Raw genomic sequence first — 15,094 nt, 5'->3', positions numbered from 1 at the left:
ATCCAGAAAAAATAATCTTAATACTGCTACGAAGAATTATATATTTTATAAAATAAGCATATAAAATAATTTTTTATATTCTTTACTAGATTCCTGCTTTCGCAGGAATGACATAAAAGGAACCATGCGGGCATTCTTAATTCTGTAAATTTATATATTTCGTATTTAGATATTCAAATATCCCTTCAAATGAGCCTTCAACTCCAAAACCTGAAGCTTTACGTCCTGCAAAAGGTGCTTTTGCATTTGCAGGTAACGAGTCGTTAATCGATACCATACCAAAATCAAGCTTACCGGCTATCATTTGTGCCACGGATATATTATTTGAATATACATATCCTTGCAAGCCGTATTCTGTATTATTGGCACGTTCTATTACTTCATCCAAATCTTTAAATTTATAACAAGCAACTACCGGGCCAAATATTTCTGTTCTAAAGATATCCATATTATCCAAACAGTCAATAATAATAGTAGGCTCAATAAAATTATCAACAGCTTTACCGCCACAAATTAATTTAGCTCCTTTATTTTGTGCATCAATGAGTAGCTTTTGTATTTTTTCTATAGCAGCGTGATTAATTAATGGACCTACATCTGATGTCTTATCAAATCCGTCCCCGGCTTTAAGCTTAGTAAATTTAGCTTTTAGAATTTCTATCAATTTTTCATATATAGATTCTTCTATAAATATCCTATTAGGTGAAGTACAAGACTGCCCGCTATTTCTAGTTTTAGCGATTACTAAATCACTTGCCACTTTTTCCAAATCATTAGACATCTTTTCAAACTTCGCTTCTAGAGGTAATTTAGACGTCGATCCGGTACTCATATCCTCACGTACCAAAGCGTACGCTGCGGTACTGCGTTTCGTGTCTCCTTTAAATTCCTCTCTATAAGCTGGTTTGAAAAGATGTCTATTATCTGCAGTTATAATGAAAGGAGCATTACCGCCAAGTTCTAAAGATAAACGTTTTATAGTATTAGCTGAATTTTGATATAGAATTTTACCGACATTTGTAGAACCGGTAAATGATAATTTACGAAGCCTAAAATCTTCACAAAAAGCCTTACCTATAATATCCGAATCACCGGTAATTACGTTAAATACTCCGGCAGGCAACCCGGCATCGCTTGCCAATTTTGCAAGCACTAAAGCCGATAAAGGCGTAAGGCTTGACGGTTTTAATATAACGCTGCAACCCGCAGCTATTGCAGGTACTACCTTGCGAGTAATCATTGCATTTGGAAAATTCCAAGGAGTTATAGCCGCAGAAGGTCCAACCGGCTCATATTGCGTAACAATTTTATGAGTTTTACTATTACCGGATTTGATAGTTGAATAAATATTATGTATAGCATATGTATACCAATCAATAAAAGAGGCTCCGTATAGAATTTCTTTTTTTGATTCGGCAAGTACTTTACCCTGCTCTAGCGTTAATATATGACTTAGCTCATCAATATTTTCGATTACTAAATTATACCATTTTCTAAGAATCGCTATTCTTTCTTCAAATGAACTTTGTGACCATGAAGAAAAACTAGTCACCGTATTATTAATTGCTGAATTAATCTCAGATAATCCCAAATTCGGAACTGTAGCAATTTCTTTTAAGGTCGAAGGATTAATAACGGATATTTGCTTCCCGAACTCTATAAATTCACCGTTTATATAATTCTTTCCCGTAATGTTTTTAAGTAAGTTCATATATTTCTCATGGCATTATTGGGTGGATACTAAAATCGTCATTGCGAGGAAAATTACGAAGTAATTGACGAAGCAATCCAGTTAAAAATGCTAATATTTAGCATTTTTTTAATTTTTTCTAGATTGCCACGCTCCTTTCAAGTCGCTCGCAATGACGAAAAAACTATTACAAACTTATCTTAAAATTATCCGGTAATACTAGCAAGAGAAATATAATAATTAAGCTACTTCATCATAACAACTTCTTACCACACCGGTAATATCTGTATCAGTCTCCTCTGTTCCAATTGTGAAATGTAATTTCTTTATCGGTATCTACCTTATCTCCAATAAAAACATCACCTTCTTGTACTCGTGTTATCAAAATGTCTCAAGTTTGGATTCATCCATTTTATGTTTTATTGGATTTCCACAAGAGAGTTGAATCTCAGCAGTTAATAATTCTTTATTAAATTCAGCTTCTAATCTTATTGTTTCTAAAATTTTAGACAAACCATACTCTGTTATAAGGTCACCATCTACTAGCTTATAAAATAACTCTCCTATTGCTATATCTGAAGTATCCGCATTATATATATAGTTCAGATTCTACTATATTCTCCTTATTATCCTTAAATAAAGCATGTATCACATTCTTCTTTAATTCATCAGGGGATGCTAATAATGTACGAAAATGTTCTAAGTCATTAGAAGTTGTTTTAAAAATGACTTTATTATCAGTTACCTTTGTAACTCCTATCTCTGCTCCTATAGCTTTTAAAAAAATTTCCCATTTTTTCACTGAAGTTAAGTGCTGGATAGGTATAATTCCTCTCTATTTTATAAAATTAGAAAGAAAAATTATATTGCTATAATTTTCAATACAAAAAAAATTAATAAATTTTTATATGATTATGTCTTTTTTTTTAGGAAATTTATTATTTATTCAAAAATTTCTCTGCCTCAAGAGCCGCCATACAGCCACTACCTGCAGCAGTTACTGCTTGTCTATAAATTTTATCCTGAACGTCACCGGCAGCAAAAACCCCTTCTACGCTAGTTTTAGTCGTACCTGACTTCGTGATGATATAATTATCGTTATCCATTGCAATTTGTCCGGTAAATAGCCCCGTATTCGGTGCATGCCCGATAGCTATAAATACACCACTACAATTCACTAAACTAATCTCTTTGGTGTGAACATTTTGAATTTTAACTCCGGTAACGGATTTTGGTTTATCGCTACCTACAATCTCATCTACTACATGATCCCAAATTACCGATATTTTAGGGTTTTTAAATAATCGATCCTGTAATATTTTCTCAGCTCTAAAACTATCTCTTCTATGCACTATAGTAACTTTACTAGCATGATTGGTTAAGTATAAAGCTTCTTCTACTGCACTATTTCCTCCCCCTACTACCACTATTTCTTGATTCTTAAAAAAGAAACCATCGCAAGTAGCACATGCCGAAACACCAAAACCACGAAATTCCTGCTCTGAAGCTATACCAAGCCATTTTGCTTCTGCACCGGTACAAATGATTATACTTTCTGCTTCATACTCATTTCCTGATCCTGTAAATACTTTAAAAAGCCTTTTTGATAAATCTACCTTTTCTACGTAATCACTAACAATTTCTGTACCGACATTTTTAGCCTGCATAGACATCTGCTCCATAAGCCAAGGTCCTTGCACCGTTTCCGCAAATCCAGGATAATTCTCAACATCGGTGGTAATTGTAAGCTGCCCGCCTGGCTGCATACCATTAATTAATATTGGTTTTAGAGCGGCTCTAGCCGTATAAATAGCGGCACTTAAGCCCGCAGGTCCTGAACCTATTATTAGTACTTTAGTAGTAATTTTCATAATTATTATTTATTAATTTAAATGATTCCTATATCATTCCTGCGAAAGCAGGAATCCAAATTTTTCGCTGGCACCCCGTTGGCTTGACCACGGGGTCCATAAAAACAATAAAAAATACTAATAATTTAGTATTTTTAACTGGATCCCGCGATCAAGTCGCGGGATGACAATGAACAAATGACACCTAAGACTTCTTCTCTAACCAAGATTTGACATAGTTAATTTCTTCAGGGTTCATTAGAGAAGGAGCATGACCGGCATATTTTATTTCATAAAGATCAAAAGTTTTTGTTTCTTTCATCTTTTTAACAGTAGATTTTGTTAAAATTTGAGATTTCATCCCATGAATTACTAATATTCTACTACATTTTATTTTATTCCATACGGACCATAGTTTAACACCTTCTTGGTTACTAGCATTTTTCATTCCTTTTGTTATAGCAGGATCATAATTCATTTTATATTTTCCGCCAAATGTAGAAATTACGCTATATTTTGTTAAATAATCCCAATCTTCTTCATCTTTAATACCTATTTGGGCATAAATAAGTTTTAAATGTTCTTTTGCACTAGCCAAATCATCTAAAAGTACCGTTTTTTTAGCATAGCCTCCAATTTTAATTAAAGGAGCAGCATCAATAAATGCCCCTATATCATTTAATATTAAGGCTTTAAAAATATTTTTATATTTACTGGCAAGTACCATGCCTATAATACCTCCCATTGAAGTACCGAGCCAAATAGGTTTTTTAATATTTAGTCTTTTAAAAAAGAATAACGTATCCTTAATATAGGTAGTATAATTATAATGATTAGCTTTTTTAAAATTTTCGCTATCACTGCGACCAGGATAATTTATTGAAATTACTCTATAATTTTTACTCAACTCTTTAGCTATTTTATCAAAATCATGAGCATTTCTAGTTAAGCCGTGAGCACATACTATTATATTTTTATTTTTAGGATCACCGAATTCTACATAAGAAATTTTATGTTTCGGTATATATTGAAGAGGTAATAAATTAATATAGGGACCAATTGTTATTGAATTAATTTTCATATGAACCTATTAATACCAATTTAGAATAAATTTTAAAAAAATCATTGTCATCATGTTATTAATTTAAGTCACTTAAAAATATACTGACCATTGTCGGCATATATATAACTACAAAAAGCAAAGATAAAAACACGGTAGCTGCAACTTTCTCAGGATAAAATTTCTGTAAATTCGCTATAACTATAGTATTTGCTGCGAGTGGTGCCGTAGAAAGTAGTTTTAGGGCATTATAGTAATCATTGTTATACCATTTTGTTACAAAATGATCAAACATGATAAATAACCCTACTCCCAAAGGATAGAATAGAAATTTAGCAGCAAAAGTAGCAAAAGTAAATTTTATATCGACTTCAAATTTTTGTAGAGACGAAAGAGCAAGACCCACCATCACCATACCGAGTATTGAAAAAGAACCTTTCATATTATATATAAAATCATCTAAAAAATCCGGTAAAGTAAAACCGCAAAAACTAAATAAACATCCCAAGAAAAAAGCGTTTAAAATCGGTAATTTTACTACTTTTAATATACTATCGGTGGTATTAGCAAAACTTCGCATACAAATATAAAAGCCGACTGAACATTCATAAATATTAACTCCTATCACCGCCATCATGTAAATACTTAATGTATAATCATCGAAAAGTGCTGCAGCTATAGGCAACATAAAATATCCGCCGTTTGCCGTACCTGCAGATAAAGCTATAATATTACGTGTATGATCCTGCCAAAATTTACCAAAAAAATAATAAGAAAAAAGCGATAAGAGTGTTGCAATTACAAATGTTACGACCGTAACGCTTAATGCCGAAAGTGTTAAGGTTGTACTAGCAGGTATCGTAAAAAATACTATAGGCGATATAAAATAGAATAGTAACGAAGAGATACTATCTCTTTCAACATTTGAATATTTACCTGCTAAAAATCCTATTACTACACTTAATAATACCGAAACGGTTTTAAAAAAAACTATACTAAAGATTATCATGTAATGAGCTAGATATAATTACTTATAATATATGAGGTTTTATTTTTTTCACTAAATTTTGTAAAGATTTTTACTTCATCGGACAAAAATAAATTTTTAATTGAAATTTAAAAAATCTTATGTTATTTAAGGTATCTAATTTAATAGAATATTTTCATATTATTTATGCAAAATCTATTATCCTTATTCATTATATTTTTTTGTTTAAATACCTATTCTAATCCTATGCCCCTTGGTCTTGAATTAAATAAAACTACCAATATAGATCTAACAAAAAAATACAAAATCATCAATAAAGAACCTAATTATTGGCAAGGATATAATTATTATATAGAACCAAATGAAAAAACTATATCTAAAGCTTTAGTGATATGTAATGATTTTAATGTAATAGAAGCCGTTATTTTAAAGATAAATATAGTTTAGAAGAAGAAAATGATAAAGCTTGAATCTTCTGAATTAAATCCCGAAATGGAACTTGTATATATAACAAACGGTTTTTATAAAGAATTTTTAAATAAACTAGATAAAGAAGAAAAATTAGAGCAGGAACAGATGAAGAGATTATTGTAGCTACAATCAATCGTCATTGCGAGGAGGCATTGTTACGTGGACCGGTAAAACCCACTGTGTCACCCCGTGGCTTGACCACGGGGTCCATAAAAACAATAAAAAATACTAATAATTTAGTATTTTTAACTGGATCCCATGGTCAAGCCACGGTATGATAGAGGTGAAATTGATCCACGCAACAATGCCTTGCGAGGACGGTTTATGCAACAATACTTATGCAAGGATAATATAATGAAAAATATGTAGACGAAGTTTAATTTGGAAAAGAGCAAGGACTTAATACGTGAGCACCGCAGTACTTATAGGACGACGTAGCCAATTTTTCAAATTAAACGAGCATACACGAAGCCACTTCGGAAATTATAGGCATCCGTAAATTATATTTTTTTATCAAATCCAAAACTAATTTTAATGCTTCTTTTCCCTCTACTAACTCTTTATATTCTTGTAAAAATTTCTTTTTATCTTTACTAATTCCAAGCTCATAACCGAATTTTGTATTACGTGATCCTAAAGAATAGCAAGTAAGAACTAAATCACCTACTACTCCCACCTCTAATAATATATTCCCCTCCTCTTGCATACAGCTTAAAGCTTTCGATAAAGTAGCAATTTCTTTTAAGGCAGCTACTATAAGCATTGCTCTTGCATTTTCGCCCTGCTCTCTTGCTAAATCAATCCCGCTTTTAATAGCAAAAATATTTTTTAATGCTCCTGCTACCTGTAATGTCACAATATCGCTTGTCACATTAGTAGTAAAAATTTTTGAACTTAGGTTATAAGCTATTTTATTTGCTATATCTATATCTAAACTTGCAATACTTGCTGAAGCCGGTAATTTTTAGCAAGTTCTCTTGCTAGATTCGGACCTGCAAAAAACGCTGTAGGGCTATGCGGTAATAGAGTTTTAAGTCTATCAGAAAATAGTTCAGTAGGATTACGGGCAAAGCCTTGTGTTGCAATTAGAAGAGTATTAGCTGTAGAAATACCGTGAGTTTTTAATAATTTTATTGAGTAATCAAAAGCGTAAGACGGCACTGCAATAATAATTAGTTCATAATTCTTAATTATATCTAAGTTTGTAGTAGCCTGTAAATGAGCAGGTAATTTAATATCCCCTAAATATTTTACGTTAGTTTTGTTATGTAAAATTTCTTTTGCTATTTCCTCGTCACGTAAAAATAAAGTAACGTTATTACAGTTTTGTGCTGCTAAAGAAGCAAGGCTAGTACTGAAACTCCCTCCCCCATAAACCGCAATATTTTTAAATTTATTCATGTGCTTATTTTTTCTTTGTCACTTGCAGGCTTGTAGGTATCGTTGCTTGGCTCAGATTCTTCGGTGTCACCCCGTGGCTTGACCACGGGGTCCATAAAAAAATTAAAAAGACTAGATCCCGTGGTCAAGCCACAGGATGACAGTCAAGAAAAAATAACACTACTCCATAGCTTTCTCAAGATTTACTATTATAACGGGTGACTTATTAATTTCTTGTTTTAAGGTTTTACGGATTGTTCCTTTTATTGCCTCGATTACTTGTTCATCCGACAATGCTTTTTTAGCCTGTTTATTTTGAATGGTAACAAGTTCTTTAATGTCGTTTTTAATGAGGTTAACTAATGCCATATCCTCTTTCGGATCAAGCAGCCCAGGCATAGACAGCATTGGGTTTGCAGCAAGCAGCCCTTTTTTATTAATTACTACTGATGCTACCACGATACCCGACTCACGCATATGTCTTCTAGCTTTGAAAATCGGGGATTCAACGGGCAGTAAATAATTACCGTCTACAGCTAAATAACCGTTTTCAACCTTTGAAATTACTTTTGCATTATTAGGTTCAAGCAGTACTACACTACCGTTTTCAACCTCTACTGCCTGTTTTATGCCGTTTTTCTTAGCAAGCTTAACATGTTCATGAATATGTACCGGCTCGCCGTGAACAGGTATACAAATATTCGGTCTAATTATAGAATACATTTTTTGCAGCTCGTCAATCGATGGATGTCCTGAAACATGCACAAAATGGTCTCGCTCGGTAATAACTTCTACACTGGCTTTAACAAATATATTAAATAGCCTGAATATTTTCTTTTCATTACCCGGAATAATTTTTGAAGAAAAAATCATTGTATCCTTAGGAGCAAGCTTTATAGACGGGTGAGAATTACTAGCCAGTTTTGCGGTGGCAGCCATAGGCTCACCTTGACAACCGGTAGCAATTACTAATAATTCTTCTCTTCTAAATCTGCTAACATCACGTTCACTAATTAGAGGAGCAATATCTTTAAAATAGCCGCTTTCCTGAGCAGCAAGCATCATACGATGCAAACTTCTACCGGTTAAAACTACTTTTCTACCAGCAAGCCCTGCTGCATGAATTATTGTATCAAGCCGTGCTAAATTAGAGGCAAAGGTTGAAACTACTACCATTTGAGGACAGCCGGCTATAATATCTACTAAACTTTTTCTAACATCCCCCTCAGAACCCGAGCTTCCTTTATTAAACACGTTAGTTGAATCACAAACAAGTGCAAGAACCCCTTCATCTCCGTAAGATTCTAAAAGCTCCTCATCGGCTTTTTTCCCAAGTACCGGGTCATTATCAAATTTCCAATCTCCCGTGTGTAAAATATTACCTGCATCCGTACGGATCATAATTGCTTGCATTTCAGGAGCCGAGTGAGTCAGCGGCACCATCTCTAAGGAAAAAGGATCTAGATTTATTTTACTACCGGGTTTTACTTCATGAATTTTTATATTTTTAGCAAAATCATATTCATTTAAACGAATCTTTAAAAAATTTGCCGTGAAAGTAGTAGTATAAATAGGACATTTAAGACTATTCCATAAATATTGTACCCCGCCTAAATGATCCTCGTGAGCATGAGTTAAAATCAGACCTACTATATCTTTTTTATATTTCTCGATAAAGCTGCTATCGGCAATTATCATATCAACACCGGGTAAATAATCATCAGCAAAACCGCTACCGCAATCAATCATTAACCATTTACCTTTATAATGGTAAAGATTAAGATTCATACCTATTTCATTAGATCCTCCTAGCGGTACAAATAGCAGATCATTTTTATGATTTTTGATGTTGAATGATGACATAATTTAACTTAATATTTATTTTATTACTTATATTCTTATAACTTATTATTAGCTAAGCGTCTATATATTAAAAAAGAAATTCATATAATGAATATAAATAAAATAGCATTGATTTATAACCAAAATTCCAAACATCTAGCTATTATAGAGGAAATAAGAAAACTCTATAATTATTGTAAAATAGAGGAAGCAGAAGCAATTATCGTAATAGGCGGCGATGGAGAATTACTACATAATATTCACCGCTATATGCATCTTAATATCCCTTTTTATGGAGTTAATTTAGGGAACCTTGGCTTTTTAATGAATCCTTTAGATACCAAGAATTTATTACAAAATATACATGAAAGTACGGTTTCTATCCTAAATCCTCTTCTTATGGAAGTCGAAGATACGAGCGGTCAAATATATACGGCACTTGCTATTAACGAAGTATCGATATTTCGTAAAACTAATCAAGCTGCTAAATTTAGAATAGACGTAAACGGGATAGAGAGAATGAGCGAATTAGTAGCAGACGGAGCTTTAGTTGCAACACCTGCCGGAAGTAGTGCTTATAATTTATCTGCCGGCGGTCCTATTTTACCGCTTGAGTCAAACATGTTATGCCTAACCCCTATCTGCTCGTTTAGACCGCGTAGATGGCACGGCGCTTTACTGCTTTCATCTGCTACGATTAAATTTGAAATACTTAATACAAATAAACGACCGGTAAATGCTACTGCCGACTTTCAGGAGTTTAATAATATCACAAATGTTACCGTTAAATCTACTAAGGATAAGCCTATCAAACTGCTCTTTAATAAAAACCATACGCTGGAAGATAGAATTATTAAAGAGCAATTCGGTGAGTAATTATTAAAAAATATTAATAATTTTTTGACTAAGAATTAAATTAATGTATAATGTAACTAGGCATTATATATGAAATCAAAAAAGTCTTCTATTAACTTTTCTAAAAATAACCATATTTTATGGTTACCGCTCGAAACTCGCAATATTCCTTAAATACAAGACCCCTCTTTAGAATTATATAGAGGTCAGAAATTAACAATTTTTAAATATTGTATTAATAAAATATTAATTTTACTTAAAATTTTTTTAAAAAAGTAGACTTGTATTATACATCTCAGTTTACTATAGCTCTACATATTTTGCATCTATCTTATTTAAAAGATTACTTAAGGATATAGACTCACTTAATGGTTCTAAATTTCGTAAAATATAAGCAGCATATTTATCATCACTCAAATTATCATAATAAATTCCACCACCCAATATTTTTTCTCTTTCTCTATCTATATCTCTAGCAAATTGTAATGTGGTTATACTTTTTTCTAAGATATTTGCAATTATTCATACATGAGGCTTATCTTTATAAAGGCAAATATTCCTGGCTTTACTAATTCTAATTTACTATCATTTATACTACCATCTAATTCGACAACTAACTCATAACCATATTGACTCCAGTCTTCTTTCATTTTTTGAGTTGATATATCTTTTATTTGTTCAGCCTTTACATAAGTCACTTTACCTACTGAACTTGAGCAATCCTCTGGAGCGAATACTGACCAATTTTCAAAGTAGTTATGACCGCCAAATTGGTAATCTCCAAAAAGTAATATTCCTTCTTCATTAGCAAAAGGATAATGTTTTGGTAATTTATATTTAGGATTATAAAATAGATAAAATGTAGCAGCACCTATCATAGTAGGTGTTTCAGCTTTAAGTATTTTAGCAATACTCTTTAATAATACTGAACTAACAGAAGAATTTTCATTACCCCAATACGAGATCCTACTATCCGATTGTAAAACAGGTAATTCATTAGGAGATATGCCATTTGATAGACCATGATAAAATTTCTTTTTTATTATTTGGTCTATTAAATTACCTTTTTGTTGTTTCACATATTCATAAACCATTTTGAGCTGTATATCAGTTTTATTGTATTTTATAGGATATTCTACATCATCTATACTTTGATCTTTTAAGTAATTATTTATTGCTTTACTAGTTTCTAAATATTGCTGTATATTGTCCTATATTTCTTGCACTAACTCTTCGTTGCTTTTATTAAACTTCTTTCCTCTTTCTTCAACTATAATTTTTTGAATTTTATTTTGTGAATCTCTAATAGCTAATTGTTTTACTCTAATCTGTGCTACCATATTAGCAACCGATTTTGAATTAATTTTAAAATTCTGCATAAAACCTCTTTTGTGATATAGAAGCTTCAGATTAAACATTTTTTAATAAAATTGTCAATTTTTATTAATATTTTACTCAAAAGGTTGGCGTAGGTTAATAGCGGCAGATAAAGTACCTTCGTCTAAATAATCAAGTTCACCTCCGATAGGTATACCACTAGCAAGGCGAGAAATTTTAGCAGGATGCTCTTTTAAATATTCTGTAATAAAATAAGCAGTAGTCTGACCTTCTAAAGTAGAATTAGTAGCAATAATAACTTCTTTAATATTTTCTGCAAAACATCTTTTAAGTAGTTCAGGTAACCGAAGTATGCTAGGGTTTTGTCTACTAGCTGCCGATAAATTATGACCGAGTACATGATATAAACCTTTAAAATTACCGCTACGCTCCATTGCCCATAATTCAGCCACAGTTTCGACAATAGCAATAATTGATTTATCTCTATATTCAGAAGAACAAATATGGCAAATATTTTCCGTATCCATATTACCGCAAATCTTGCATTTTACTATTTTCTTATCTATCTCTACAAGATTATTAATCAGGCTTTTTAACCTTATATCTTTATCTTGTAGTAAGTATAATACTATACGTCTTGCCGACCTACTACCAAGACCGGGTAATTTTGAAAAAAGATACATTAGCTGATCTATATCATTATCATTTGTTTCATTCATAAATAATACTCGTTTAATTTGAAAAATTGGCTACTTCGTCTAATAAGTTCGCAGGTAGCCACGTATTAAGTATACGCTCCGCTCCTCGCCTTATAAACTCCTTGCTCTTTTCCAAATTAAACTTCGTCTATTACTTAGGAGTATATTTAAGACTTAATAACGACGGTTCCGGCTATTTTATCATGTAATGCTTGTTTTTTAGAAGAAAAAAGTATGAAAAAAATACCTATAGGAAAAGTCATATATCCTAAAAATCTTTTAATTAACTGCTTTAAAGTCGGACGATTTAATGTTACGGCATCTACGATTTTCATACGTAAAAACATTTTACTAAGCGTTGCACCTTTATAATACCAAAGTGTTATGAAATATGAGCCTATTACTAATATATTAGTAGCAAAAATTGAAATATTAAACAAAATATATTTATTAAAATTTCCTGCTTTAAGATATTCATAAAATTCCTGACTCATAACAGAGTTAAACATTTCATTGGGATTATGAAGATTAATGTTATTGCTAAGGAAATAATCATTAAAGAACAACCATAATAAATTAAAAGAACAAAATTGTGATATTGGGATTGCTATAAAGGCAAATAATGATAAATCAAGTGCCGTAGAAAAAATTCGTGCTATAAAATCAGGATAAATAATTTGCTTTTTCATTGCCGGTTACTTTATTTTGGTGTTAGATTAGTAAGGGTTGCCGAAATCGTCATTGCGAGGAGATGCGTAGCATCGACATGACAATCTCAGGAATTTTATATTACTTCATGAGATTGCCACGCTCCTTATAGTCGCTCGCAATGACGATTAATGCCCCTAATTAAAATTCAATATATTACATTTATGAATCAATTTGAAGCATATAGTTTACTATTTGTTGATAGTTTTGTCTCAAATCTTGTTATCGGTTTTCAGAATGAATTAATATTTCATTCTATGAAAATGTTTGGGGGCTATAATAGTTTAATAATGCTGCTAGTAGCTATTTGTGCTTCTCTTAGCGGTAATGCAGTCAATTATATTTTTGGAAGCATAGTTTTAAATATCTTTTATGCTTCCAAAAATGAACAAAATATCTTAAGACATAAAAATTTAACAAAATTATATTATAAATATGAGATATTTATAATTTTCTTAATAGCCTTTCCTTTTTGGGGATGCTTTATTTCATTATTTTCCGGTTTTTTTAAAACAAAATTTCTAAAATTTTTAGGTATTGGTTGTTTGGCAAAAGCATGCTATTATGCTCTAGAATTGTATATATTTTAACTCATGAAAAAATTAACCAAAACTCATTCTTATAGACAACAAAAATTAGCAAGCATTATAAATGAAGCATTAATCGAAATTCTAAGGCGTGGTAAAATGCTGGATAGCAGACTTTTTGATTGTCCTCTTACTATTACGAAAGTTATAGTTACTGCCGACCTAAAAATAGCTAATTGTTATTTCTTGCCTTTTAATACTAAACTAACAATAGATAAAATTATGGATGCATTAAATAATTCTAAAAATGCTATCAGAAATTTTATTACTAATAAAATAAATATGAAATTCTCGCCTGATATAAGATTTCATTACGATTACGGATTTGATAATGCTATAAAAGTGGAAGAGTTACTAAAAAATATATAGGTGCAGGGGATAAACTCAATCATTAAAAACAATAATTATCCGTTATACTAAAAACGCTTAAAAATTAAGCTTTAGTACAACAACCCCCTAGCATAAATGGACTAAAGGCTATAAATATTTTGCAATGATGGAGTTTAAACATCATTTACAAAATGATAATATCATAATAATTGAAATAATCAAGATATTTTAGCTGTTTTTTAAACTTTAAGTATAACTAAAATAAAAATAAATCCTTATTTTTATTAAATAACTTTAAAAGATTATTTTTTTATATTAAGATATAAGAATAAATCTTTATAATAAAAATAAATAGAAAATGTCTCCTCAAATAATAGAGTTATTAATTTTTGCCGTTATTGCCTTTTTTATTATTAACAAATTAATTACGACTCTCGGTTCTACTTCAGAAGAGGAACAGACAAAGCAAAAATCTTATTTTGGCGAACCGGTTATTAAGGACGTAACTTACAGTACAGTTAAATCTAATAAAGAAGAAAAAAATATTCCAACAGCCCAAGATATTAAAGCTTTTAAAGATATAATAGTGGAACACAATATAACTGCGGTCGTAGATGGAATGGAACAAGTCCATAAACGCCTTTATTCCTTTGATCCGGTTAAATTTATAAATAATGCTAAAACTGCTTTTCAAATGATTATAGAAGCTGCTTATAAAAAAGACACTCAAGAATTATCTGAGCTAATAGATAAAAGATACTTGGAAGAATTTGAAAAAATAACGCCGTCTTACGGTGATTTTTTTGACTCATCGGCTTTAAGTGCAAAATATTCAGAAATTTACATGTTCGGTAATAACATATTTATTAAATTACTATTTCAAGGTAAAAATGTAGTTGACAAAATCGAAGATTTAAAAGAAGAATGGACATTTACACGTAATGCTAATGCCAAAGAAGTTGATTGGTTTTTAAGCAATATTGAGAGAGTGTAAATAAAATTCTAGGTCATTACGAGGAGATGCTACTTGCGTGAACACCAAGTAGTCATTGCGAGGAAATTACGAAGTAATCTCAGGATATTTGACGAGATTGCCACGCAGCCTACGGCTGCTCGCAAGGCATTGTTGCGTGAATCGAAAAACGCATTCGGTGTCATACCGTGGCTTGACCACGGTATCCAAAAAACAATAAAAAATATTTAGTATTTTAAACTGGATCCCGCGATCAAGTCGCAGGATGACAGCGGTGGAATTGATACACGCAACAATGCCTGCTCGCAATGACAACTCTAGATC

At 31.5% G+C, this 15,094-nt stretch carries 16 protein-coding genes and 3 pseudogenes; 7 read left to right on the top strand and 12 right to left on the bottom strand.

The window, feature by feature from the left end; translation table 11 throughout:
* Positions 1-136 precede the first annotated feature (136 nt).
* From RMONA_RS09645 to RMONA_RS04480, 6 genes and pseudogenes are all read right to left on the bottom strand, one after another.
* The gene (locus tag RMONA_RS09645) at positions 137-1,711 is read right to left on the bottom strand and encodes an aldehyde dehydrogenase family protein (RefSeq protein ID WP_023507853.1); all 1,575 of its coding nucleotides are present in this window, start codon (positions 1,709-1,711) and stop codon (positions 137-139) included.
* Between the two features lie 37 nt (positions 1,712-1,748).
* Positions 1,749-1,865, bottom strand: a pseudogene (locus RMONA_RS11465) (lytic transglycosylase domain-containing protein); the annotation flags it as partial.
* Between the two features lie 414 nt (positions 1,866-2,279).
* Positions 2,280-2,492 carry a hypothetical protein gene (locus RMONA_RS04495; protein WP_023507852.1) on the bottom strand — a complete coding sequence of 71 codons (213 nt, stop codon included), beginning with the start codon at positions 2,490-2,492 and terminating at the stop codon, positions 2,280-2,282.
* Positions 2,493-2,628: 136 nt separating this feature from the next.
* Positions 2,629-3,561 carry a thioredoxin-disulfide reductase gene (gene trxB, locus RMONA_RS04490; protein ID WP_023507851.1) on the bottom strand — a complete coding sequence of 311 codons (933 nt, stop codon included), beginning with the start codon at positions 3,559-3,561 and terminating at the stop codon, positions 2,629-2,631.
* A gap of 184 nt (positions 3,562-3,745) precedes the next feature.
* Complete coding sequence (locus RMONA_RS04485) at positions 3,746-4,621, bottom strand: alpha/beta fold hydrolase (RefSeq protein ID WP_023507850.1); 876 nt, start codon at positions 4,619-4,621, stop codon at positions 3,746-3,748.
* A gap of 58 nt (positions 4,622-4,679) precedes the next feature.
* Positions 4,680-5,609, bottom strand: a complete 930-nt coding sequence (locus RMONA_RS04480) for an AEC family transporter (protein WP_023507849.1) — start codon at positions 5,607-5,609, stop codon at positions 4,680-4,682.
* Positions 5,610-5,774: 165 nt separating this feature from the next.
* On the opposite strand from RMONA_RS04480, the gene RMONA_RS04475 reads away from it, so the two are divergent.
* The 3 genes and pseudogenes from RMONA_RS04475 to RMONA_RS11460 all read left to right on the top strand — a co-directional run.
* A complete protein-coding gene (locus RMONA_RS04475; RefSeq protein ID WP_023507848.1) occupies positions 5,775-6,035 on the top strand; it encodes a hypothetical protein in 261 nt (86 codons plus the stop codon).
* A 9-nt stretch (positions 6,036-6,044) separates the two neighbouring features.
* The gene (locus RMONA_RS09640; protein ID WP_023507847.1) at positions 6,045-6,182 is read left to right on the top strand and encodes a hypothetical protein; all 138 of its coding nucleotides are present in this window, start codon (positions 6,045-6,047) and stop codon (positions 6,180-6,182) included.
* A gap of 17 nt (positions 6,183-6,199) precedes the next feature.
* A pseudogene (locus RMONA_RS11460) lies at positions 6,200-6,378 on the top strand (tRNA lysidine(34) synthetase TilS); the annotation flags it as partial.
* Positions 6,379-6,510: 132 nt separating this feature from the next.
* Here RMONA_RS11460 and RMONA_RS04470 read toward each other — a convergent pair.
* Positions 6,511-7,460: pseudogene (locus RMONA_RS04470) on the bottom strand (NAD(P)H-dependent glycerol-3-phosphate dehydrogenase).
* 159 nt (positions 7,461-7,619) lie between these two features.
* Positions 7,620-9,302 (bottom strand): ribonuclease J, encoded by a 1,683-nt coding sequence (locus tag RMONA_RS04465; protein WP_023507844.1) that lies wholly within the window; start codon positions 9,300-9,302, stop codon positions 7,620-7,622.
* A gap of 87 nt (positions 9,303-9,389) precedes the next feature.
* On the opposite strand from RMONA_RS04465, the gene RMONA_RS04460 reads away from it, so the two are divergent.
* Complete coding sequence (locus RMONA_RS04460; protein ID WP_023507843.1) at positions 9,390-10,157, top strand: NAD kinase; 768 nt, start codon at positions 9,390-9,392, stop codon at positions 10,155-10,157.
* A 497-nt stretch (positions 10,158-10,654) separates the two neighbouring features.
* Here RMONA_RS04460 and RMONA_RS07385 read toward each other — a convergent pair whose 3' ends face one another.
* From RMONA_RS07385 to RMONA_RS04445, 4 genes are all read right to left on the bottom strand, one after another.
* Positions 10,655-11,341, bottom strand: coding sequence for an RP439 family protein (locus tag RMONA_RS07385; RefSeq protein ID WP_458693429.1), 687 nt, complete (start codon positions 11,339-11,341; stop codon positions 10,655-10,657).
* A gap of 6 nt (positions 11,342-11,347) precedes the next feature.
* Positions 11,348-11,554: a hypothetical protein gene (locus tag RMONA_RS07380; protein WP_052691090.1), complete on the bottom strand. Its 207-nt coding sequence runs from the start codon at positions 11,552-11,554 to the stop codon at positions 11,348-11,350.
* Positions 11,555-11,587: 33 nt separating this feature from the next.
* Positions 11,588-12,193 carry a recombination mediator RecR gene (gene recR / locus RMONA_RS04450; protein WP_023507840.1) on the bottom strand — a complete coding sequence of 202 codons (606 nt, stop codon included), beginning with the start codon at positions 12,191-12,193 and terminating at the stop codon, positions 11,588-11,590.
* A 146-nt stretch (positions 12,194-12,339) separates the two neighbouring features.
* Entirely contained in the window at positions 12,340-12,861 is a 522-nt protein-coding gene (locus RMONA_RS04445; protein WP_008579802.1) for an RDD family protein, read from the bottom strand.
* Between the two features lie 183 nt (positions 12,862-13,044).
* Between RMONA_RS04445 and RMONA_RS04440 the strand changes: the two genes are divergently transcribed.
* The 3 genes from RMONA_RS04440 to RMONA_RS04430 all read left to right on the top strand — a co-directional run bounded on the left by RMONA_RS04440 (position 13,045) and on the right by RMONA_RS04430 (position 14,791).
* The gene (locus tag RMONA_RS04440; RefSeq protein ID WP_023507839.1) at positions 13,045-13,470 is read left to right on the top strand and encodes a YqaA family protein; all 426 of its coding nucleotides are present in this window, start codon (positions 13,045-13,047) and stop codon (positions 13,468-13,470) included.
* Between the two features lie 3 nt (positions 13,471-13,473).
* A complete protein-coding gene (gene rbfA / locus RMONA_RS04435) occupies positions 13,474-13,836 on the top strand; it encodes a 30S ribosome-binding factor RbfA (protein WP_023507838.1) in 363 nt (120 codons plus the stop codon).
* A 319-nt stretch (positions 13,837-14,155) separates the two neighbouring features.
* Positions 14,156-14,791, top strand: a complete 636-nt coding sequence (locus RMONA_RS04430; RefSeq protein WP_023507837.1) for a Tim44 domain-containing protein — start codon at positions 14,156-14,158, stop codon at positions 14,789-14,791.
* Positions 14,792-15,094: the final 303 nt, after the last annotated feature.

Source organism: Rickettsia monacensis (assembly GCF_000499665.2).
GTDB lineage: Bacteria > Pseudomonadota > Alphaproteobacteria > Rickettsiales > Rickettsiaceae > Rickettsia > Rickettsia tamurae.
The sequence above is the reverse complement of the archived record's forward strand: the minus strand, read 5'-3'. Positions and strand labels throughout refer to the sequence as shown.

What these genes read in the sequence shown, in the direction of transcription:
- RMONA_RS09645 (WP_023507853.1), bottom strand. Translation starts at nt 1,711, where the DNA reads ATGAACTTACTTAAAAACATTACGGGAAAGAATTATATAAACGGTGAA.
- trxB (WP_023507851.1), bottom strand. Translation starts at nt 3,561, where the DNA reads ATGAAAATTACTACTAAAGTACTAATAATAGGTTCAGGACCTGCGGGC.
- RMONA_RS04485 (WP_023507850.1), bottom strand. Translation starts at nt 4,621, where the DNA reads ATGAAAATTAATTCAATAACAATTGGTCCCTATATTAATTTATTACCT.
- RMONA_RS04480 (WP_023507849.1), bottom strand. Translation starts at nt 5,609, where the DNA reads ATGATAATCTTTAGTATAGTTTTTTTTAAAACCGTTTCGGTATTATTA.
- RMONA_RS04475 (WP_023507848.1), top strand. Translation starts at nt 5,775, where the DNA reads ATGCAAAATCTATTATCCTTATTCATTATATTTTTTTGTTTAAATACC.
- RMONA_RS09640 (WP_023507847.1), top strand. Translation starts at nt 6,045, where the DNA reads ATGATAAAGCTTGAATCTTCTGAATTAAATCCCGAAATGGAACTTGTA.
- RMONA_RS04465 (WP_023507844.1), bottom strand. Translation starts at nt 9,302, where the DNA reads ATGTCATCATTCAACATCAAAAATCATAAAAATGATCTGCTATTTGTA.
- RMONA_RS04460 (WP_023507843.1), top strand. Translation starts at nt 9,390, where the DNA reads ATGAATATAAATAAAATAGCATTGATTTATAACCAAAATTCCAAACAT.
- RMONA_RS07380 (WP_052691090.1), bottom strand. Translation starts at nt 11,554, where the DNA reads ATGTTTAATCTGAAGCTTCTATATCACAAAAGAGGTTTTATGCAGAAT.
- recR (WP_023507840.1), bottom strand. Translation starts at nt 12,193, where the DNA reads ATGAATGAAACAAATGATAATGATATAGATCAGCTAATGTATCTTTTT.
- RMONA_RS04445 (WP_008579802.1), bottom strand. Translation starts at nt 12,861, where the DNA reads ATGAAAAAGCAAATTATTTATCCTGATTTTATAGCACGAATTTTTTCT.
- RMONA_RS04440 (WP_023507839.1), top strand. Translation starts at nt 13,045, where the DNA reads ATGAATCAATTTGAAGCATATAGTTTACTATTTGTTGATAGTTTTGTC.
- rbfA (WP_023507838.1), top strand. Translation starts at nt 13,474, where the DNA reads ATGAAAAAATTAACCAAAACTCATTCTTATAGACAACAAAAATTAGCA.
- RMONA_RS04430 (WP_023507837.1), top strand. Translation starts at nt 14,156, where the DNA reads ATGTCTCCTCAAATAATAGAGTTATTAATTTTTGCCGTTATTGCCTTT.